The sequence below is a fragment of the Pseudovibrio sp. Alg231-02 genome (genome assembly GCF_900143565.1).
GTDB lineage: Bacteria > Pseudomonadota > Alphaproteobacteria > Rhizobiales > Stappiaceae > Pseudovibrio.
Genome location: NZ_FREX01000004.1, coordinates 49,324 through 70,629, shown reverse-complemented (window position 1 = coordinate 70,629; position 21,306 = coordinate 49,324). Strand labels below are relative to the sequence as shown.

At 53.9% G+C, this 21,306-nt stretch carries 20 protein-coding genes; 13 read left to right on the top strand and 7 right to left on the bottom strand.

The annotated features are described in order from the left end of the window. The first annotated feature begins 85 nt into the window (after positions 1-85). On the top strand, positions 86-676 hold the full coding sequence (locus DHN43_RS12635) for a TetR/AcrR family transcriptional regulator (protein WP_108818826.1): 591 nt from the start codon (positions 86-88) through the stop codon (positions 674-676). Positions 677-695: 19 nt separating this feature from the next. Here the strand turns inward: DHN43_RS12635 and DHN43_RS12630 are convergent, their stop codons facing one another. After that, positions 696-1,385: a hypothetical protein gene (locus tag DHN43_RS12630; RefSeq protein ID WP_208995339.1), complete on the bottom strand. Its 690-nt coding sequence runs from the start codon at positions 1,383-1,385 to the stop codon at positions 696-698. A gap of 376 nt (positions 1,386-1,761) precedes the next feature. Here DHN43_RS12630 and DHN43_RS12625 point away from each other — a divergent pair, with 376 nt between their 5' ends. Next, positions 1,762-3,129, top strand: a complete 1,368-nt coding sequence (locus tag DHN43_RS12625; protein ID WP_108818824.1) for a hypothetical protein — start codon at positions 1,762-1,764, stop codon at positions 3,127-3,129. Between the two features lies 1 nt (position 3,130). Here DHN43_RS12625 and DHN43_RS12620 read toward each other — a convergent pair whose 3' ends face one another. Further along, positions 3,131-3,994, bottom strand: coding sequence for a LysR family transcriptional regulator (locus DHN43_RS12620; protein ID WP_108818823.1), 864 nt, complete (start codon positions 3,992-3,994; stop codon positions 3,131-3,133). Between the two features lie 122 nt (positions 3,995-4,116). On the opposite strand from DHN43_RS12620, the gene DHN43_RS12615 reads away from it, so the two are divergent. The 3 genes from DHN43_RS12615 (at position 4,117) to DHN43_RS12605 (ending at position 10,926) form a co-directional block, all read left to right on the top strand. Continuing rightward, entirely contained in the window at positions 4,117-4,542 is a 426-nt protein-coding gene (locus DHN43_RS12615) for a cupin domain-containing protein (protein WP_063306787.1), read from the top strand. 338 nt (positions 4,543-4,880) lie between these two features. Continuing rightward, positions 4,881-8,333: an indolepyruvate ferredoxin oxidoreductase family protein gene (locus tag DHN43_RS12610; RefSeq protein ID WP_108818822.1), complete on the top strand. Its 3,453-nt coding sequence runs from the start codon at positions 4,881-4,883 to the stop codon at positions 8,331-8,333. A gap of 562 nt (positions 8,334-8,895) precedes the next feature. Further along, entirely contained in the window at positions 8,896-10,926 is a 2,031-nt protein-coding gene (locus tag DHN43_RS12605) for a methyl-accepting chemotaxis protein (RefSeq protein ID WP_208995337.1), read from the top strand. Positions 10,927-11,037: 111 nt separating this feature from the next. Here DHN43_RS12605 and DHN43_RS12600 read toward each other — a convergent pair whose 3' ends face one another. Both DHN43_RS12600 and DHN43_RS12595 read right to left on the bottom strand, forming a co-directional pair. Next, positions 11,038-11,364: a DUF1330 domain-containing protein gene (locus DHN43_RS12600; protein ID WP_108818820.1), complete on the bottom strand. Its 327-nt coding sequence runs from the start codon at positions 11,362-11,364 to the stop codon at positions 11,038-11,040. 70 nt (positions 11,365-11,434) lie between these two features. After that, complete coding sequence (locus DHN43_RS12595; RefSeq protein WP_208995328.1) at positions 11,435-12,004, bottom strand: TetR/AcrR family transcriptional regulator; 570 nt, start codon at positions 12,002-12,004, stop codon at positions 11,435-11,437. Positions 12,005-12,146: 142 nt separating this feature from the next. Here DHN43_RS12595 and DHN43_RS12590 point away from each other — a divergent pair, with 142 nt between their 5' ends. Further along, positions 12,147-12,647, top strand: coding sequence for a DUF417 family protein (locus DHN43_RS12590; RefSeq protein ID WP_057462307.1), 501 nt, complete (start codon positions 12,147-12,149; stop codon positions 12,645-12,647). A gap of 86 nt (positions 12,648-12,733) precedes the next feature. On the opposite strand, the gene DHN43_RS12585 is transcribed toward DHN43_RS12590, so the two are convergent. Further along, positions 12,734-13,354: a TetR/AcrR family transcriptional regulator gene (locus tag DHN43_RS12585; RefSeq protein ID WP_063292928.1), complete on the bottom strand. Its 621-nt coding sequence runs from the start codon at positions 13,352-13,354 to the stop codon at positions 12,734-12,736. A gap of 414 nt (positions 13,355-13,768) precedes the next feature. Between DHN43_RS12585 and DHN43_RS12580 the strand changes: the two genes are divergently transcribed. From DHN43_RS12580 to DHN43_RS12560, 5 genes are all read left to right on the top strand, one after another. Beyond that, a complete protein-coding gene (locus DHN43_RS12580; protein ID WP_108818818.1) occupies positions 13,769-14,599 on the top strand; it encodes a universal stress protein in 831 nt (276 codons plus the stop codon). Positions 14,600-14,834: 235 nt separating this feature from the next. Further along, on the top strand, positions 14,835-15,431 hold the full coding sequence (locus DHN43_RS12575) for a HupE/UreJ family protein (protein WP_108818817.1): 597 nt from the start codon (positions 14,835-14,837) through the stop codon (positions 15,429-15,431). A gap of 146 nt (positions 15,432-15,577) precedes the next feature. Beyond that, on the top strand, positions 15,578-16,486 hold the full coding sequence (locus DHN43_RS12570) for an aminoglycoside phosphotransferase family protein (protein ID WP_108818816.1): 909 nt from the start codon (positions 15,578-15,580) through the stop codon (positions 16,484-16,486). Positions 16,487-16,540: 54 nt separating this feature from the next. Beyond that, the gene (locus tag DHN43_RS12565) at positions 16,541-16,876 is read left to right on the top strand and encodes a hypothetical protein (RefSeq protein ID WP_108818815.1); all 336 of its coding nucleotides are present in this window, start codon (positions 16,541-16,543) and stop codon (positions 16,874-16,876) included. After that, positions 16,873-17,244: a nitrile hydratase subunit alpha gene (locus DHN43_RS12560; protein WP_108818814.1), complete on the top strand. Its 372-nt coding sequence runs from the start codon at positions 16,873-16,875 to the stop codon at positions 17,242-17,244. The genes DHN43_RS12565 and DHN43_RS12560 overlap by 4 nt, the downstream gene beginning before the upstream one ends. 19 nt (positions 17,245-17,263) lie before the next feature. On the opposite strand, the gene DHN43_RS12555 is transcribed toward DHN43_RS12560, so the two are convergent. Continuing rightward, complete coding sequence (locus DHN43_RS12555) at positions 17,264-18,007, bottom strand: DUF4344 domain-containing metallopeptidase (protein ID WP_108818813.1); 744 nt, start codon at positions 18,005-18,007, stop codon at positions 17,264-17,266. Positions 18,008-18,113: 106 nt separating this feature from the next. Beyond that, a complete protein-coding gene (locus DHN43_RS12550) occupies positions 18,114-18,476 on the bottom strand; it encodes a VOC family protein (protein WP_063287930.1) in 363 nt (120 codons plus the stop codon). 225 nt (positions 18,477-18,701) lie between these two features. Between DHN43_RS12550 and DHN43_RS12545 the strand changes: the two genes are divergently transcribed. Next, entirely contained in the window at positions 18,702-20,531 is a 1,830-nt protein-coding gene (locus DHN43_RS12545) for a sensor histidine kinase (RefSeq protein WP_108818812.1), read from the top strand. Then, positions 20,512-21,192: a response regulator transcription factor gene (locus DHN43_RS12540; protein WP_108818811.1), complete on the top strand. Its 681-nt coding sequence runs from the start codon at positions 20,512-20,514 to the stop codon at positions 21,190-21,192. Before DHN43_RS12545 ends, DHN43_RS12540 begins: the two co-directional genes overlap by 20 nt. The last annotated feature ends 114 nt before the right edge of the window (positions 21,193-21,306 follow it).

Here is a 21,306-nt window from a genome sequence, read left to right as displayed (position 1 = left end):
AAGCCTCCTTGAGTTTTGTAATGAACGTTATTAAACTCGAATTCAAACAAGAGTCAATCGTTTTGTAATGAATGGTACAAAATAAATGGGACGCCCAAGAAACTTTAACCGAGACGAAGCCCTGCAAGCTGCCATCAATGTGTTCTGGAGAAAAGGCTACGACGGAGCCTCCATGAAGGACCTGACGACAGCCATGGGCATCAACAGTCCAAGCCTGTATTCGGTGTTTGGAGACAAGCATCAGCTCTATCTGGAAGCGATCGACCGTTACTCTAACGATGACGGATGCGCACCGCTGGTCGCGTTTGAAACCGAGCCGGATATTAAAAAGGCAGTGGTCGCCTTCATGCGCTCAACCATTGATTACGCCAGCAACCACGAAAGCGGCAGCAAGGGCTGTTTTCTGGGTAACTGCGTTTCAACAACAGTGGGGCAGGTGGAAGGCACCACCGAGCGACTTCAAGGGGCGATCACCGGAGCAGATGAGCGTCTCGCCTCCCGCTTTGACAAGGAAAAAGAGCTGGGCAACCTGCCCGCTGACTTTCCCTCATTAGAACGTGCCCGCCTTATGTTCGACCTGCGCCAGGGCCAGGTCCTCCGCGCCCGCGCCGAACTCGACCAGGACACCACAGAAGCCGGCCTCGCCTTCCGCGCAAAGATGATATTGGCGGTGTGAAGAAGACTGAGCGCAGCGGCTAGAGTGCTGCTGCGCGTTTCTTTACTTGCTGTTTCAGGCGTTTATCAAGAATACCGGGCAAGAAGATCATCGCGAGCACACTAAGAAGCGCTGATTGAATGAGCAGGCGGAGTGGGGCGCCGAGCTCGGCTTTCAGACCGATTGCCACTGTGAGAAGGTCAACACTGCCATGAATAACGAGAAACGAGACTGCCAACAGGATCGAAACAATCTTGGTTTTTTCTCTGATGAACTGACCGTAGGCAATGTTTTGGAGGCGCTTGTCCTCTGATTTCTTGAAGACCCAAAGCCGTGAAGAAAAATAGAGAGCCCCGAAAAGTGATACCGTAGCTACTGCGAGGGAGAGGTAACCGCCAGTTCCTGTAAGATTTATCTGGAGTTTGGTTGCTGTGAAGCCAAGCGCAGCGAAAAGCACTAGTAAAGCTAAGTAACAAATAGAGAATTTCAGCAGGAATTTGATCAGAACTGCTGTGCTGTTTGCAGCCATTTCCTTTGTTGTTTTAGCCGTCGAAATCGCAAGCAAATAAGTTGGCAGACGCTTTGAGCCCTTGTCTGTGATTTGCCAGCACCTAAAGGCGCCATTGGCGGTCATTTCGGGTTCAACTTCAACAGGTCTCGCCCAACCTCGCTGTGAGATTTCATCCAGAAAACGGTCTTTTGGGAAGCCTCTGGGGACAATTTGGCTCACTGTTGGTTCCATTATCATGGAATACAAAATTGCTCTGTCATGACCTGACAATGCTTCGTACGAACTGGAAGCACCCTGAAGTTTCTGCTCTGACCTGTTCAGTTCGATTTCCATAAAGTGTCTTTACAAATGCCGGGTGTCGTTGTTTCGAAATTCTGAGCTTTAACAGATAAAGTTTAGTTTGCGGGGCGTTGTCATGAAAGCTTTGGAAACTGAGGGTATGGTTTTTGAAGTGCTGCCGAGTCTCTTTTCAAGAGCTATACTGTGAATTATAAAAAACATAAATATCACAACACGTTACCGCATAACTGTGCCGTTACCTAGCTTATGAGATTTTACCGCTAATATACCTTCCTCTCCGGGCCAACGAGATCTTATGTTATCTGCCAAAAAGCCATTTACGCTTGTTATTTTTTTGTCTGTTTCGGCCTGTGCCAGTCATCAGGATAAGCATGGGTTGTTTGATAGTCCTTCGCACAATGAAGTTGCTGCCAGCGATGTGATGCCGGAGCAATCAGCGAAGCGTCCGGCTGCGTTGAAAAAGCTCGAAGAGCCGCCGAAGTACTTTGCTGCGGCAGATGTTTTGTCTGTGCCGCTACGGAGCGAAAACTACACAATCAGCGAGGCGGCGCCGAGCAATGGGCGGTATCTGACCTTTGCAATCAAAACGGAAGATGGTGCCTACACTGTGCAGGGCAAGCAGTTTATGGAAGACCATGTCCATGAGCTGAACGCACTGGCAGCACTGCGCGAAAAAAACAAGGCAGTCGCCTTTGCCAGAAGCGCGGGAACAGCCGTCATTACGCCAATCAAGTCGGTCTACACAACGGTGACCGCCCCAGTCACCGCAGCCAAGAACGTTTATGGCAATGCCAAGGGCATGGTGAAATCCGTGCGCAAGGGCGTGGGCAAAGCGGCGACCTTTGTGAAAACGCGCGGGAACATGCCACCGGAAACAGCGGAGCGTGAAGAAGACGGGTTCATCAGCGGCTTCTTTGGTCGTCCGGAGGCGATCCGCAAGCTGGCCTTTGAGATGAAGGTGGATCCGTACACTCACTTCACCCCGTTGCGTGATGAGTTGACGGAGCTGGCGAACTATCATGCCGCGGGACAGTTTGGCGTGGATCAGGGCCTGAGCTTTGTGCCCGGCGTGGGCAGCATCATTATCAGCAGCCTTAAGACGGCGGACAGTCTGACCAGAAAAACGCTGCTGAAGACACCCGACGAGATGGCCGATATCAACCGCGAGCGTCTGGCGGAAGCTGGCATCTCCAAGGAAAGCACTGAGGGCGTTCTGCTGAACGCACACTTTACGCCAACAGAAAAGACCATTTTCACGGGCCTTGTGATTGAGGCGAAAGACCTTGAGGGCATTGAAGTTCTCATGAAGCATGCCTCCGGTGCGCAGTCCCGCCCGCAAGCGTTCTCCGCGCTGATGCTGGTGGAGATGCTGGGGCGTTTACATGATGACAGCAAGATTGAGAAGGTGGAAGTGCATCACGATGTGGTGGTGGCTTACCAGGCTGACAGCACGGCGAACATCGTTCTGCCCTACGACTATCTGAGCTGGACCTCCTACAACGCAAAGACCGTCTGGAACGTGACCAGAAGCCTTGCGGCCAAGGATGTTAAGACCAGAAACGTGCGGTTTGTGCTGGCGGGCGATCTTTCTGAAAACAGCCGCAAAGCTTTGGAGACTCGCAAATGGGGTGTGCGGAGAAATCTGATGGCAGACGTCCTTTGACCTAAGCCCCCAATGCCCCTCTCACAAATCCATCAAACGCGGTGATCTTGAGATTGCCGCGATTTGAGGGGTGGTAGAGCAGCCACAAGTCGGTCTGGTAGATGGCGGGTTGCTCTCCGACATCGCGCAGGCCATCAAGAAGCGTGGGTATGTCGGGCAAGATGCCAACGCCCAGACCACTGCGGATACCATCCGCCAGCAGACTCATGCTGTCATAGCGGATGAGGCTGGCTGGTGAGGGGACTTTGTCGCGAAACCAGTCATTCGCCGGGTGTGCTTGCAGGCTGTCACCGGGGATCAGCCATGTGAACTCCTGAAAATCAAGCTCACCCAACCCATCCAGATATTCCGGTGCACCAACAAGCTTATAATCGATGGTGCCCAGCCTGAGACCGATCATATCATCCGGCGGCTGACTGGTGGGGCGCAGGGCCACATCATAGCGCCGCTCGCTCAGGTTCTCGAAGCTGTTGGTGACGTTGAATTCCAGCTGCAGGTTCGGGTGGGCCTCGCGAAACGCCGCAAGACGGGGGTGGATCACGCTTTGCAGCAGCAGGTCGGTGGTTGTTACCCGCAGTGGACCAGTTAGCCCGACATCTTCACCACCCAGCAGGGCATCAGCGGCGGAAAGTCCTGCATGGATCTGCTCGGCCTGCTCACATAGTGCCAAACCCATAGGCAGGGGTTTGAAACCGGCGCGGGAGCGGGTGAACAGCGGCTCGCCCACCTTGGCTTCTATGCGCTTGATCCCGCGAAAAACAGAGGAGCTGTCCTTGCCAAGCGCGAGGGCGGCGTTCTCCAGCGTTCGCTCGCGGGTCAGGTGCATAATCACCAGAAGATCGTCTGCGCTCAGTTTCATATGCATGTCCGCCCTTGTTCGCTGCAACTATGCATATTTCACAGGATCAGGGCAATCGCTAGTCTCAGCCTCACACCGAGAGCACATCTCTTTGCGCTCATGAAAACAGAGAGTTACAAGGATTAGCCATGTTTAAGACAGCCCTGAAAGCCATTAGCACCGCAGCCTTGATTGCCATGTCCACCGCCGCGTTTGCTGGTGGAGATGATGACCACATGACCCAGCTGAAAGACATTGAGTGGACCCAGTTTGGCAACACGCCGATCCACATTTCTGTGTTGTGGGGCGACCGTGATACCGGCCCTTACGGCATGTACCTGAAGATGCCAGGCGGCTTCCACGTAGGGGAACATGGCCACTCCAACGACTACAACGCCATCACCGTGCAGGGACAGTGGGAACACACCCGCGCTGGCAAAAAAGAAGTGCTGCCGGTGGGCTCACACGTGATGCAGCCGGGGCAGGAGTTCCACGATGACGCCTGCGTCGGCCCAAAAGACTGCATCCTGCTGGTCGTCCAAAACGGCAAAGGCGACGTCCTGCTGCCGCAGTAAGGCGGACTATGCTGTAAATGCTTGAATTTTCGATCAGAAATGGGGCCTTTCGGGCTCCATTTTTGTGTGTTGGCCGGTGTGCTGAACCTCGTCGAAACTGCCGTAGCGGATTGCTGAAGTCTCAAGGAAATCAGAGGCTTCAGGGCGTTCAGTTTGGGTATCTGTTGTATTCAAAGGGATTATTGTACATCCGCTGATATTTCATGCAGTATGGGTCTACGTAATATTGCGAGTAGGCCGCACCTCATAATCAAATCTCCAAAAAATCTTGGGTCTTTTCATCGCAGATAATTTCCTGCCGCACCCCGGCAACGCCAGACATTTGTGAGAGTTACCTGATGGTTTCTGAAGAAAAAAGCAGTGTGCCGACCCCGTCCAAGAGCCACAACGCCCCGTCGCTGGATGACAAGTACACCCAGACCAGCGGTGTTGTCTTTCTCACAGGCAATCAGGCACTGGTGCGCCTTCCGTTGCAGCAGCGTATGCGTGATGAGCTGGCGGGGCTGAATACAGGTGCTTTTATCTCCGGTTACCGCGGCTCTCCGCTTGGGCGTTACGATATGGAGCTGTGGCGGGCGCAGTTGCATCTGGATAAGCACAGCATTGTATTCCAGCCGGGCGTGAATGAGGATCTGGCGGCAACGGCGATCTGGGGCTCACAGCACGTGGGCAACATGAAGATGCGCAACAAGGATGGTGTGGTTGGCTTCTGGTACGGCAAAACGCCGGGGGTGGACCGCTCTGGCGATGCCTTCCGTCATGCCAACTTTGCAGGCACCCACCCCAAGGGCGGTGTTGTGGCGCTGTGTGGGGATGACCACGCGGCCAAGTCCTCCACCGTGGCAGGCCAATCGGACCATGCGTTGATTGCTTCTGGCATGCCGGTGCTTTACCCCGCCAACCCGCAGGACATTCTGGACTATGGCATCCTGGCCGTGGAGATGAGCCGCTACAGCGGATGCTGGGTGGGCGTGAAACTGGTGACGGATGTGGTGGAAAGCGCCTCCACCGTGGAGGTGGATCTGGACCGCATTGAGGTGGTGAAGCCAGACCTGAAGGACCCGCAGGGTGGTGTCTGGATTCGTGAGATTGACCTGCCCGTGCAGCAGGAAAAGCGGTTGCTGGAAGAGAAGATTCCACGCGCGCTGGCCTTTGCGCAGGCTAACAACATCAACCAGATCACCCACGATGCCCATGAGCCGGAGGTCGGCATCATCGCCTCAGGCAAATCTTATTCTGATCTGCGTCAGGCCATGAATGAGCTGGGCCTTACGTCTCTGGAAACAGAAAAGCGCCGAATCCGCATTTTGAAAATTGGCATGGTGTGGCCGCTGGACCCGAAGATCATCGAGGCGTTCTCCAAAGGCCTCAAGAAGATCCTCGTGGTGGAAGAAAAGCGTCCTGTTGTTGAGGACCAGCTGAAAACCATCCTGTTTGATGCGGGCATTTCGCTGAAGGTGCAGGGCAAGGGTCTGTTGCCGAATTCTGGCGTGCTTGCTGCCAATCAGGTGGCCTCTGCCATTGCGGAGTTTTTGGAGGATGAGGAGCTTAAGGCCAAAGTGCCGGTGCCGATCAAGCTGAAGCCGGGGCCGGTGCGTCGTCCCTCGTTCTGCTCCGGTTGCCCGCACAACACTTCCACCAAAGTACCGGATGGAAGCCGTGCGCTGGCAGGCATTGGCTGCCACACCATTGCGTATTTCAATGACCCGGTGAAGACCAAGGCCCCCTCCCAAATGGGCGGCGAGGGTATGCACTGGGTGGGGCAGGCACCGTTTACCGATGAGCCGCACGTGTTCGCCAATATGGGCGATGGCACCTACTTCCACTCGGGCTTTCTGGCCATGCGTCAAGCTGTGGCTGCTGATGCGACCATGACCTACAAACTGCTGGTCAACGGGTTTGTTTCCATGACGGGCGGACAGCCCGTTGACGGCGAGCAATCCGTACCTCAGCTCATCACCGCCGCGCTCAATGAGGGCGTGAAGAAGGTGGTTGTGGTGACCGAGGATGTGGAGCGGGTGCAGGCTCAATCCATTCCGGCTGGCGTTGAGGTACACCACCGCCGAGAGCTGGAGGCGGTGCAGCGAGACCTGCGTGAGATACCAGGCGTGACGGTGCTGATTTACGATCAGGCTTGCGCTACCGAGCGCCGCCGCTTGCGCAAGCGCGGCAAGTGGGAGGACCCGAAGGTCCGCACCTACATTCACCCGGATATCTGCGAGGGATGTGGCGATTGTGGTGAGAAGTCGGGCTGCCTTTCCATTGAGCCGCTGGAAACGCCACTGGGCCGCAAACGCCAGATCAACCAATCCAGCTGCAACAAGGATTTCTCCTGTGTTGAGGGCTTCTGCCCAAGCTTCGTGACCATTCACGGCGCGGAGCCGAAGAAGGCCACCACGCCTGCGGAGCGTCAGGTGGAAAGCGTGGGCGATGAGTTGTTGGCAGAGCCGGAACTGCCCGTCATCAACGGCGCGACTGGGCTGCTGGTCACTGGTATTGGCGGCACAGGCGTTGTCACCATTGGCGCGATCCTCTCCATGGCTGCGCATTTGGATGGCAGCCGTGTTTCCACGTTAGACCTGACGGGCCTTGCGCAAAAGTACGGGGCGGTGATGACGCATATGCGCATCGCCAAATCCGTGGATGGGCTGCAAAGCGCACGATTGGCGGTTGGCGAAGCGGATGTGGTGATCGGCTGTGATCTGGTGGTGACAGCAGGTGACGAGACGCTGACAACCCTGCGCCAGGGTTCCGCTCAGGTGGTGGTGAACACGGAAGAAGTGCCGACCATCGACTTTTCCAAGAACCCGGATTGGGACATCAACACGCCCAACCTGCAGGCACGGCTGAGCGAGGCTGTTGGTGACCGGCTGGATTACTTCGACACCACGCAAGCGGCGAAAGACCTGTGCGGTGATGCGGTGATGGCAAACATGATGCTGTTTGGTGCCGCCTGGCAGCGCGGTCTCATTCCGGTGACACTCGGTTCCATCCGTCAGGCCATTGAGCTGAACGGTGTGGCCCGCGACAAAAACTTCGAGGCCTTCAACTGGGGCCGCCTGATGGTGCTGGACCCGGAGCGGGTTGCCAAAGCACGGGCGCCGGTTGGGCAAGTGGTGAAGCTGGATCGTCCGCTGCCGCTGGAAGAGCTGATTGAGGACCGGGTGAACCGCCTCAAGGAGTATCAAGGCAGCAGCCTTGGCAGGTTTTACCGTCAAAAGCTGGTTGCGCTGAAAAAGGCCGGAGCGGGCGAACAGATACTTCGCACCGCCGCGACGCAATATTTCCGTCTGCTGGCGCATAAGGACGAGTTTGAAGTCGCGCGCTTGTTCTCACAGCCACAGTTCAAGCAGAGCCTTGCGGAAACTTTCGAGGGCGATCTGGAAGTGCGCTTCCATATCGGCGGCGGTCCCTTTGCGAAAAAGGACCGTGTGACCGGCCTGCCAGTGAAGACTGAGTTTGGGCCATGGATGATGAAGTTATTCTCGGTCCTCTCCAGCCTCAAAGGCCTACGCGGCTCGTTCCTTGATCCGTTCCGCAACAATGAGGAGCGCGTTCTGGCAAATGAACTGCGCTCATCATATGAGGCAGACATGGATCTGGTCTGCACTCATCTGGTGGAGGCTGGTGAGAAAGCTGCGCATGATCTGCTGAGTTGGCCAGTGAAAGTGCGCGGGTACGGCCACGTACGAGCGGGCAATGCGGAAAAAGCGCTGAAGCTTCGCGAGCGACGCAAAACAGCGCTTAGCAACGCACAAAACAACGCAAAGCTGGAGAAGGTGCCTGCATAAGCGTAACATAATGATATGTTTGATGGAATTGGGGTGAGATCTGCGGGTTTCACCCCGTTTTGGTTTTAGGGCTTACATAGCAACGCAAACAGGCTCAGCGATTTTTTGTAGAAAATTGGCCCCCTCTGCAGGATCGCACAAGATCATGCAGTTACTCCCTCAGTTCAAGACATGCAGCGGAGTTGTGGCGGCAACCTGCCGTTGATGAGATGCCCTGAGTGAAAGATATAGGTACTAGTACCGCCTTAGTTTTGAGTTTTTCCAAGATTAATTCCAAAATGTGTATTATGCACTTATGGATAAACCCTAATAGTGATCCCATTTCTATTTTAGTAGTGTCCAATAAAACGGGTTCTCTGTCAGGGATGTAAACTGATTTAAGCTTGTCTCTATTATGTATTGTGATGATAAATTCAGTTAAATATTAACAAAACTATAATAATAGTGGTTGTTGTATTTACGCAGGGAGAGGGTTAATCAACCAGAGGTGGTTGAAACCAACATCATATGAGTGAGAGATGGCGGAACCCGTACTGATTTCTACAGTATGGCGAAGCAGAAAATGAAACTAAGTCATCGCATTGTCAGCGCATCAGCAGCGGTTCTTCTCGTTGCCTCATCGCTCGTAATTTCGATCGGAACCTACCTCAGCATGCAAACGGCTGAGCAAGACAGCCGGGCCTTGTTCAACTCGGTTGCATCCGGACTGGCTGTCACAGCGCAGGATCTTTTAAAAGAGTCGCAGGTAATTTCCACAACACTTGCACGCACTTACGGCGCTGAAATCGACAGCGGAGACGCTTCGCGCACCAACATCGCGCTCATGACAGAAGCAGCTTTGCGCGGCACAACCGACATCCTCGGCATCGCCGTCTTCCTGCAGCCGGATGTTGCAGGCAAAGATGCTGATTACGTTGGCAAGAAGTACGCTTCTGACACTGGCCAGTTCGTTCCCTACTTCTACATAGAAAATGGCAGTGTTCAGTCCCTGACAGCAGACATTGGCCGCGCTGATGTTCAGCGGCGTATGCGCAGGACGATACAGCAGAAAAGCCAATTTGTGACCGAGCCTTACACCTTTGATGTTGAGGGTAAAACGATCCTCTCCGCCTCGGTTCTGGACCCGATCCTGAACGCAAAAGGCGAGGCCGTTGGTGTTGTGGTGATCGATGTTGATTTCGACAAGCTGCAAGAAAAAATGGGTGCCGCCAACTTCTATGACACTGGCCGTCTGGCAGTGGTCAGCGAAGACGGGCTCTGGGTCAGCCACAGTGACCGCTCTATTTTAGGCGAGAAAGTCCGCCCGGTTATCGAGAGCATCATGAATGGCGTCCGCGACAAAGCGAACGTGCAAGAAGTCGGTGACCGCTTGTTTATTCTGGAGAAATTCCAGCTCGGGACCACAGACCAGTACTGGTTTGCCGGCATGTCCGTCACCACTGAGGAGCTGACAGCTGGTGCTCGCAACACCCGCGATATGGCATTGATTGCAGCAGTGGTTTCCGGCCTGATTGGTTGCATCATCTTATGGTTCATCGGCAATTCCATCGCCCGCCCAATCGTCAACCTGACACACCGCATGCAGTCTCTTGCTGATGGCAATGTTTCCGATGAGGTGCAGTACACTGGCCGCTCTGACGAAATCGGACAGATGGCTAACGCCTTGAAAGTGTTTGTAACTGCGGTTTCTGAACGCCAGAGCTTGCAGTCCGAAGCGGAAAAAGAGCACTTGCGCGAGGCGGAGCGGCAGAAGCAATCAGCCAAGCTGATTGAGGCGTTCTCCGGCACTGCAGAAAACGCTTTGACGGTCATTCATGGCCAGTTTGACGAGCTGGAGCAGACATCTAAAGAACTGGCGGATATTGCAGAGAACACAACCGTCCAAACCACAGCAACCTCTGCTGCCTCAGAAGAAGCAACGGCGAATGTGCAAACGGTGGCCTCTGCTTCTGAGGAGCTTTCAACCTCCATTGAAGAGATCGCGCAGCAGATCGCCCGCACCAACAAGGTGATCACCCAAACCAACGATGCAGTACAGGCCACCAACACCAAAGTGCTGGATCTGGACGGCACGGCGCAGCGCATTGGCGAGGTGGTCAATCTCATTCAGGACATTGCCGAGCAAACCAACTTGCTAGCGCTCAACGCGACTATTGAAGCGGCCCGAGCAGGTGAGATGGGCAAAGGCTTTGCCGTTGTGGCAACCGAGGTGAAGGAGCTGGCGAGCCAGACCTCCAAGGCGACTGAAGAAATCTCTCAGCAGATTGCGGAGATTCAGGGTTCTTCCAAGGATGCTGTTGAAGCCATTCAGGAAATCACCTCCAGCATCAGGCAGGTTAACGAGTTTGCATCCAACATTGCGGCCTCTGTTGAACAACAGGGCGCGGCCACTGCCGAGATCACTGAAAACGTGCATCAGGCAGCGACGGGCACGCAGAACGTTTCTGAAAACATGGTGCTGGTGGCGCAAGCAGCTGAAAAGACCAACCAGTCCTCTGATCTGGTCTCCAAAACCGCCTCTTCCGTGCGGCAAGAGGTTGTTGACCTTCGCGAGCAGATCGACGACTTCCTGTACAAGGTACAGTCCGTATAAGGCTGTAACCTAACGATAAATCAGGCTGGTGAAGTGATAAGCTTTGCCAGCCTTTTCTATGCTTGGATGTAGCGGCTTACACTTATCCGTCGCTTCATCTGCGATATGAAGTCATCTCGTGAAATAACCTGACTTCACAACGCTTTCAGTTTCCGAATGACCTGGAACCACAGTCGCAAATCCCTCGATAACCTGACTGCTGAACTTTCTAAGCTCGATCATTTCTTCTGAATTGTAGAATGTCACAGCAGCCTCAAAACTCTCGAATCTGTACATCACCAAATTCGTGTAGGATGTTGACCCCGCAAGGGTTTTCATTGGGCTTGCGACAATCAACTCGCCGCCATATTTTTCGATAATAGGAAGGGATCTGGGGCCGAGTTCCTCAATGCGTGACCTGTCGATAATATTGTAGTGGTGAAGAACATAACCAGCCATTTAAAGTGTCCTGAATTTATAAACTAAGGCGACGCCTACATCACTGCGCCTGCTAAGCAAACCGGTCTGCCTAAATGGTGCTGACCAGAACGGTGACTGTCTCTTCCAGCTCTGCCAGGGGCGTGCCGCCGCGCACCATGACCCGCAGGCCGAAGTAACCTGCAGCCAGTAGATTGGCTTTCTGCTTTCGCAAAGCATCATCACTCTTGTAGGGCTCGGAGACAGCAAGGGCGGTGTTGAACAGGTCCTGCGTGCTCTGGATACCTTCCTGCGCGTTGAGCTGGATCTGCTGATCATCATGGGCGTGCTCAATGGCGGAGTTACACAGGAAGCAACCGCTGCGGTCGCCGCTGCGCACTGGCTCCAGCACTGCTGCAAACAGATCCACAAATCGCTGTTTTGCGTTGGGTGCCCGGCAGATGACCTGTGCCAGATGGGTGATGTCCCGCTCGTGATAGAGCTTCAGCGCGCGCGCGTACATGGCGTCTTTATTACCAAACTCCCGGTAGAGCGACTGCTTCTTCAGCTCGGTTATCCTCTCCAAGTCCTGCATGGAGGTGCCGTGATAGCCTTTTTCCCAAAAAGCTCTCTGTATTCTGTCCAACGCAGTTTGGGGGTCAAATTCCCGAGGTCTCGCCATCACATTAATTCCCGCTCACAACAATGTTACCGATCAGTCCGTAATTCATTATGGACACATCGGTCCGTAATACATATACCTAAGTGCACAGGCTGGCAAGACCCGCCGCAACACACTACCAAATTCAACACAGGAGGTTGAAATGACTGATCTTACTCACGCGTCTGCCACTCAATCAGATGACAACGCCGCCCTGGGTGCTTTGTTCTCCGATATCGCGAAAAACGGAATCTTCGCCGCCCTTATTCTCGTGTTCCTTTGGTTTGGTGGCATGAAGTTTACGGCTTATGAGGCCGGAGCAATTCGCGGACTGGTCGAGAATTCTCCCTTTCTTGGATGGCTTTACTCATTCCTGTCCGAAGGAGCTGTGTCCAAACTCATCGGACTTACAGAGCTGACCATCGCGGCTTTACTCACCACCCGCTTCTTCGCGCCTAAATTCGCGGTCTTCGGTGCGCTTGGTGCAATCGGTACGTTTCTGTTGACCTTCAGCTTCTTCTTTTCCACGCCGGGCGTGTTCATTCCGGACACTGGCGTGCTGGCGATCTCCGTTATTCCGGGGCAGTTCCTTTTGAAAGATATTGTCCTGCTGTTCGCATCCGTGTTCGCCCTGGGCAATGCCCTCAGTGCAACTGCAAAATAAAGATACACTCCTCACTGTGCACTGAAATGGGGGCGTCTATGGCGCCTCCATTGGGCTACCCGCAAAACGCTGGCAAGTACCGGCTTTTACCGCCCACCTGTCTTCATTCTACTCCCGAGCGCTTCCAGTGAAACCTCGATTAATTTGAAGATCTTCTCCTCGGGCATGCCGAACTTTACCATCTCGTAGAGCCCTTCAAAAATGAGCATAAAGTACCCGGTTAGCAGCTCGATCTCGCCCGGGTCTTTGAGTTCATTCTGGCATTGAACGAGCTTGTCGCGGATCTGATCTTCCCAATTGAACTGCAGCCCCTGAAACTGCTCCCAGAGCTCTTTATCCACGTAACCAAGATCGATAAGTGTCAGCCAGAAGAGGCCTTTCTCCGCTTTGATCTCATCGCAGCACAGCTCGGTAAATTCCATGAAAGCTGCTTGCATGGCGGAGTAGATATCGGAATGCAGAGCCATAACCGATTGCATTTGCTGGCTATATTTGAGGTAGTACCAACTGAGTGCTGCGACGACCAGGCCCTGTTTCGATGTGAATCTGCCTTCCAGAGTGTCAAGAGATACGCCCACCGCCTCCGACACGTCTTTCATCGTGGCAGCTTTAATCCCCTTTTCCAAAAACACACGAATGCTCGTATCAAAAAGACTTTCGAGTTCGGGAATTGGAATGTCCGGTTTAACTGGTTCGTCCGAGCTCATTTTGAAACTATAGATTATTCAAAAATGCCCTCAACACAGATGCTCGGCTTTAGAAAAAGAAACGCAAATCCAATGAGTTGGATACATTTCAATTTATGCCAATTCCGTTGAACTCCGCCAGGCGGATAGCACAATAAGGCAGTTTTGTGCTGTTCTCCTTCAAATATTAAAAATGTAAAAATCAGCCTGTTGTTCTGTTTGTCTATGTCTATCATAGGTTGACTTAAGGTTATAGCGCGTACGTAGGGTTATAATATTTCGTAGGAGGCTAAGTATAGCACCCAATTTACTTGTGGCTGTTTGGGGCCAACTATCACTCTATGAGGCGGGAAGGGTATTCTTGGCAACTCGATCTACAGGTGGGTGCTTTTCGCATTCTGCGCTTCATGAATTGGGTCAATTGGAGGTTCAGATATGTCTATCAAAACAGTCGTCACCCTTACCGACACGTCCGGTGATCAGGTCGCATCCCGCGTTGCCGTGGAACTCTCCAAGCTGACAGATGCCTATCTGATTGGCGTCGTGCCCAACTACGAGACCTCCTATTACCTGTGCACCGCCGGGCCAATGCCGCCAGACTATGAACTGCGCTTGCAGGAGCAGTCCGCCGCGACACTCAATAAGTCATTGGAGGGCTTCGCAAAACACTTTGACGGTGCGGGCATAGATGGTGAAACGCGCGTCACAGACATCACCCTTGGCGGCACGTTTGACGAGTTGATGCATCTGGGGCGTTTGAGTGATGTTACCGTGATACGACAGGACGATCCTGCCAAGCCGGAACCGATGCGTGCTGCCATGATTGAGGCGATGGTGTTTGACACCGGTGTCGCGACGCTCATTGTGCCGCACGCCTATGAAAAAGCGTTTGCGCCCAGAAACATAGCTGTGGCATGGGATGGCTCCGGCCCTGCCTCCAACGCAGCGCATGCATCTATGTCCATGTTGCAAAATGCAGACACTGTTTCCGTGGTGATGATCACGCCGCATGACGAGCCAAAGCATTCAGAACTAACGGATATTCGTAGTTACTTCGAGCGCCATGGTGTCAACATCCATCTGGAAGTGATGAGCAACGTCTCCGGCTCCGTTTCAGCAGCTCTGCTAAGCACGATAGAACGTCTCAACGCGGATATGCTGGTGATGGGCGGATACGGCCACAGCCGGTTGGCGCAATACCTGTTTGGCGGGGCAACGCGCCGCGTGCTGCACGATATGAAGATCCCGGTTCTGATGACCCATTAAGACACTCACCAAGGGGGCCTCACAGGCTCCCTTTTTTACTGCTGCATTCTCACTGAGTAGTTCCAATGATGTTTTCTACAAGCAATCCGGTGTGATTTTCCCAAAAGAACGCGGTTTGATTGCTTGATCACCGAAAACAAGTCAGTTTGGCGTCACCTTGTGCGGTCACCCTGCACCATACCTGACGACATAGACTGCGCGTGGCGTCGCGCGCTCAATATTGGAAATTACACTGATGAAATTGAGAGAAACTGCCGGTTTAACGGGTCTTCTGGCAGTATTGATATTGATTGCTCTGCCCGCTCAGGCTGCCGCATTTTCCACGGCACAGGCCAAAGCGGACTTCCTTCACGGCCTCTGGCACCCGCTTGGCGGGCTGGACCACATCCTCACCATGGTTGGTGTTGGTGTTTGGGCTGCGTTGGTTCTGCTTAAGAAGCGCCTTGTCTGGCCGCTGGTGTTCACGCTGGTCATGTTCATGGCGTTCTGGGCTCGTTACATGGGCGTTGTTGTGCCGTATGTAGAGACGGGTATTCTGGCGTCTGTCATCGTGACCGGCCTGCTGGTGGCGTTCGCTCTGAAACTGCCTTTGGTGGTGGGTGCGCTGATTGTTGGCGTGTTTGCTGTGTTCCACGGTGCGGCGCATGCCACTGAGGCCAATGCGAGCAGCCTGTTGATCTATGCGCTCGGCTTTTCCGTTTCCTCTTTCGCGCTTGGTTTGTCCGGCATCGGGCTTGGCTCGTTGACCGAATGGAACAGCGGACGCATGTTCCTGCGCGCGCTTGGTGCGGTTACAGCGCTGTTTGGCCTTTATTTGATGTTCGTCGCTTAGTGTTTCTTTAAAGCGACAGTTTTCAAGGGATTACTCCGGTTTTGTGGCTTTCCCTTCGCAAACACACTCAGTTCTGCTTTCTTGAAGGTGCGGTTCCGACCGCGCCTTTTTTAATGCTGATTTTTTATGTGTGATTGCGAGTTTCAATGAGTGATGGCCGTTTGACGATAGCGCCCGAGATGGTGCGCAAGATGCTTGATGAGCAGTTCCCCGCGTGGGCCGCTCTGCCTCTCAGGCGTGTTGAGAAGGATGGCTGGGACAACAACACGTTCCGCCTGGGCGATGAGCTGAAGGTTCGTTTGCCGTCTGCTGCGGGCTATGTTCCGCAGGTCGAGAAGGAGTTCAACTGGCTACCAAAACTGGCAAAACACCTGCCTGTGGCGGTTCCTGAACCTGTTGCCCTTGGCAAACCAAATGCAGATTACCCATATCCGTGGTCGGTCTATCGCTGGATTGAGGGAGAGACAGCCTCTGCAGAATCTATCCGTGATATGAACGAGTTTGCGAGAGATCTCGCGGCCTTCCTGCATGCGCTGTGGGCTGCTGATACCACAGGGGCGCCGGAAGCCGGAGATCACAACTGCCACCGTGGCGGTGATCTCAGTGTCTATGATGAGGAGACCCGTTTTTGCCTCTCCGGTGTGACTGACCTGATTGATGCCGACGCAGCGCTGATGATCTGGGAGCAAGCGCTTCGGTCTAAATGGGAGAAACCTGCAGTTTGGGTACAGGGAGACCTCTCAAACGGGAATATCCTCACACGGGATGGCCGACTCAGCACCGTCATTGATTTTGGCTTATGCACGGTTGGCGATCCCGCCTGCGACTTAGTTATCACCTGGAAATTCTTTTCCGGCGTCAATCGCGAGATTTTCAAAACCGCGGTCAACATCGACCAAAATACCTGGGATCGCGCCATAGGCTGGGCTCTCTGGAAGGCAGTTCGCACGCTCTACTACGCCAGAAAAGACAATATCGCTGAGGAACAAAGAGAAGCAAAAGCAGTGATTGAAGCCATCCTCTTAGATGCAAAACTTGTTACCACGAAGACTTAAGGTCCTGCCCTTAGGCTCTCTCTGATCTTGTGCAGTCAAACAGGAAGAGCAGCAATGGAAAGAGACTTTGAGTTGTTGTTGACCCAGCGCATGTGGGAGGATCTGGCATTCGCGAAACTGGCGCAGCGCGATGCAGCTGCTGCGCTTAAGGAGCTAGGAGTGGAGGTTGATCCCAGCGTTAAAGTCCGGATCATCCAGCAGCGCAAAGACACGCTTTATCTGACTATTCCACCTGCCAAACAAGAGGGTGCACTTGATACAACATTGGATCTCAACCAGATGGATTTGTGGTCCAGCGGAGATATGTTTGTTTGGGTTGCTTCGGTTTACAACAAGGTCAAGCTGCTTGGCATCCGCTCTTCCATCGCGAAAGGGGAGAGGGAAGCATGACAGACCGCGACAACAGCGATTTTGCGGAGCAAGACTACCGACGGATGATCAACGATCCTGCGTATCGCCAGCGTCTGATTGCAGATCCGAAAGGAACGCTTGTCGAAACAACGGGTTATGAGTTTGATGCAGGCGTACGCGTTGAGGTGATTGAGCAAGAGCCCGATACCATCTGCATGATGATCCCCATCAAGCCGGAGGGCTCAGCTGAAGAGGTTGAGCAGGCGCTGCACAAATCTACCGAGCGCACGTATGACCTGCTGTTTTCCTCTGGCATCGGCGGGTATTTCATCCCGAATGATGAGCTGAAATGGACTCTTCGAGATATGCGTCGCAGTTGGATCAGCAAACTGGGGCTCAAGTTATGATCCTCAGTGTAAGAGTGCATCAGTTCTGCAAGTTGGACTGATAGAGGGATCTCAGATGCGGGATGAACTCGGTGCAAAAGGAGATGGAGACCTCCTCAGGATCGTAAAACGCATTCGGCTCGCCACAGCTTTCCACCTTTACGATGACCTCGTTGGGCAGAGACATGTCGTCTTTCAAGCTTTTGATTTCCTCAGAAAGCACGTGATTGATGACTTCTGCGTCCGCGCCAGTCCCGGCTTGAAAAGTCATCGCAACGCCGGAGCCCGGCTTCATCTCATCAAACACAGCGCCCCAACTGCTGGCAGCTTGCTCGTACTCAAACGGGCACATTTCTGCCCGGTCTTCCGGCAGGTCCAGGTCTGTCGCCAACTCAGCGCGTTTGTCCGGATCTGCTCCATAAAACAGGCAGATATGGTTGTAGTAGCGCTGCTTATCAGGTCCATGCAGATCCCACCACGCCACCTCTTCTTCCCCATTGGGATCGTTGATGTAACCAAACGCGCTGTCAAAGGCGAGCTCCTGCGCGGCCTCTTCCTCATAGAGCCAGTCAATCATCAGCACGGAGAGCACATCTGCGGCGTCTTCCTCCTGCCCGAAGATTGGTACCTGCATTTGGTCAATCACCGCATGGCCAACCTCGTGGTAAAAGATCGACAGGATGTTGGCCTCCACAAAGGCGTTCTCTGCTTCATCAGCCTGTGCACCAAGAGGAGACAGCAGCGAAACTGCGCAAGTCGCGGTGAGAAGAAGAGAACGTAGCATTGGCGGCCTTCCGTATGAGCACTTGAAATCTCTGAATAATCATTCCAATGCCATGTTTACGCAGGTTCGCCAAATCCTTTGTGCTTTGTGATACATCTGAAGGCTGTTAGCAGTGGAAGTTGAGCTTGTTGCCATCCAGATCGCGGCAGTAAGCCCCATAAAATGCTTCGCCGCGCGGGCCGGGAGGGCCTTCATCTTTACCACCCAGTTGCAGGGCGAGTGTATGCAGGGTCTCGACGGTTTCGCGATCCTCCACCCGCAACGCCACCATGGTGCCGTTGCCAACGGATGCGTCTTCGCCATCATAAGGTGTGTTGAGGACGATGAGCGGTTTGCCCTCGCCAAAGCTCCAGGCATAGAGCCGGTTGTTTTCAAAGACCCGTGTTGCACCCATCTTCCCAAAAATGGCGTCGTAAAATGCACAGGCACGGTCTAAGTCGTTGGTACCTAAAGTGATATAGCCGATCATATGGTGTTCTGGTCCTAATAGATTGCAGTAAATGACAGAGTGTTCAAAGTCAGCAGAGGTGAATGTTTTGTTCCCCAGAGTAAACTACAGGGCAGGCCCCAAGTAAATGCAGAAGCGGTACAACCTGCCGCGCTTCGTCGCCCTAGGTGAAATACCTATTGTAATTCGGCAGGATCGCTGTTTGTTTCGGATTATCTAATATACGTTGAGCCTGGGAACTGCTGCATGCGAGGCTTTCTTCAGCGCATTGTTTGTGTTGTACTTTTTCTTGCCGGGCTGGTTGTACTCCAACTGACGGCCAGTCCGGTGTTTGCGCGCTCTGACATGGTGCGTGTGGGCATCCTGTCCTATCGCGGGAGTTTGGAAACACAGCGCACATGGGCACCGACTATTGAGCATTTACAACGTGAACTGCCGGATGTGGAGTTCTCCTATCTGCCTCTGACCCTTCAACAAATCGCTGAACAGGCAGACCAGCTGGACTTCATCATCACCAATCCCGGCCACTCGTTTCAGTTGGAACGGATTGCGGGCGTCAGCCGCATCGCCAGTGCACGCTCTCACGTCAATAAAAATGAAATGCACGACCTCGGGTCGGTGATTTTTACGCGAACGGACAGTGACATCACGGGGCTGACAGAGCTGAAAGGCGCCAGCGCGGGCGTGGTCTCGACAGAAGCTTTTGGCGGATATCTTGCTGCCAAACACAGCCTGCAGCAAAGTCTTGGTGATGAGCCTGACCTGCGCGTTAAACCACTGGGGTTTCCGCAGCAAACGGTGGTGGAAGCGGTGGTCAAGGGAGACGTGCAGATCGGCATTGTCCGCGCCTGTCTGTTGGAGAGCATGAGCGCTGCTGGCAAGCTGGACAAAACGCAAATTCGCGTGTTGGGTCAGCAGTATGACCCGGAGTTTGCCTGTGCCAGAACCACGGAACTTTATCCGGGTTGGGCGTTTTTGAAGGTGCCCGGCGTTTCGCCTCAGCTGGCAACGCGCATTACGCAGGCCCTGCTTTCTATGCCAGATGGCGCCTGCACGGATGAATGGCTCGGCCACGCCAACTGGATTGCGCCGGTTTCCTATGCTGCGGTTGAGCGCGTTTACCGCGATCTGGCGCTCTACCCCTACAACAAGGACTTGCGACAGATCCTGAAGGACTGGGTGGAGCGGAACTACTTTTTGCTTGGCGTGATTATCCTGCTTAGCGGAGCCTTTCTTCTGCATGTGGGGCACGTGGAATTTCTGGTCCGCCGCCGCTCGCGCCAGTTGGAAACAGCAAGTGACAAGCTGGCGAACGCACTGCAACGCAACCTGATGCTGGAAAGCGAACTGGCCCATGCCGGGCGTGTTTCTTCCATGAACATCCTCGCGGGCAGTCTGGCGCATGATCTCAAGCAACCGCTTGGGGCCATCTCCACCTTCGCCCACAGTCTGCGGCAGCGGTTGGACCGTGGCACGGCGGATGAAGAAACGCTGCAAAAACAACTGACCCGCATCTCAGAGCAAGCCAATCGGGCCTCCGACTTCATCAACTCCATGCGCAGCTTCCTCAACAAGCAGCCAGAGGCGCGGCAGCATGTGGACCTGCGCGATTTGGTGGATGAAACGGTGATGCTGATGCGCACCTTCGCCGCCAAGCATGCCTGTCAGCTGCAATGGAACCCACCCCATGAGCCGGTGTTCGTCTGCTGTGATGATGTGCAATTGCGGCAGGTCATGGTGGTCCTGCTGCAAAACGCGCTTGATGCTACGGTGGAAGCTGGCCTTGAGGATGGAGTGATCTCCATTAAGTTGGAACAGACCGCAGAAGCCTGTGAGCTTAGTGTGTGCGACCAAGGGGTTGGCATTCCAAAAGAGCTGGAAGAGAAGGTGTTTGAGCCGTTTTATTCCAGCAAGGGCAGTCTGGGCTTGGGGCTGGCCACCGCGCTTAGCATTGTAGACAGCCACGAAGGGGAGTTGACCCTGAAACCGATGCTTGATGCAGGCACATGCGCAACAGTGAGGCTGCCATTGAGCCGCTCACAAACTGAGGGAAACCATGACACAACAACCAGTTAAACCGCTTTATGGACCAGAGGCTGAGCCTGTGATCATCATTATTGATGATGATGACGCCATGCGGGAAGCGCTGGTGTGTCTGGTGGAGTCTGTCGGGTTGAAGGCTGTTGATTTTGAGCGTGCTGATGATTTTCTGAGCTCTGATCTACGCCCTTGCGTTGGCGTCATCATCACCGACATGCGTATCCCCGGCACCAGTGGCCTCGGGCTTTTAGAGAAGCTGCGTGCCTCGGGCCAGCACTTGCCGGTGATCGTCATCTCCGCCTTTGCGAACCTGCGTGATGGTGTGCGTGCCATGAGCCTTGGTGCCGTCGATGTGCTGGAAAAACCGTTTGATGAGCAGGGCTTGCTCGACAAACTGCAAGACCTGATAACAGAGACCCGAAACCGCGCCAGCCAATGCTGCCTGACAGCGCAAGCCAAAGTGAAGGTAGACCGCCTCACCAACCGCGAACGCGAGGTGATGGGTTATCTGGCACAAGGCCTGCAAAACAAAAGCATTGCCAATGCATTAGGCCTTAGCGTCAAAACCGTAGAAATCCACCGCCACAACGTCCTCGCCAAACTGGAAGTGCAAACCCTCGTTGACGTTTACCAGCTCACCCAAAGTGCCGACCGCGCAACAGGGTCTGGCCGGTGTTGCGGTGTGGAAGAGACTTAAAAGCGGATTTCGGAGGCTTTGCGGTGCAAACTTTACTCAAAGTTTCAGGTTAACTTCAGGATAGCATGGTGAGGTGCCGGGGTTACGAGGCGGCAACCAGGCGGCGTTTAAGAC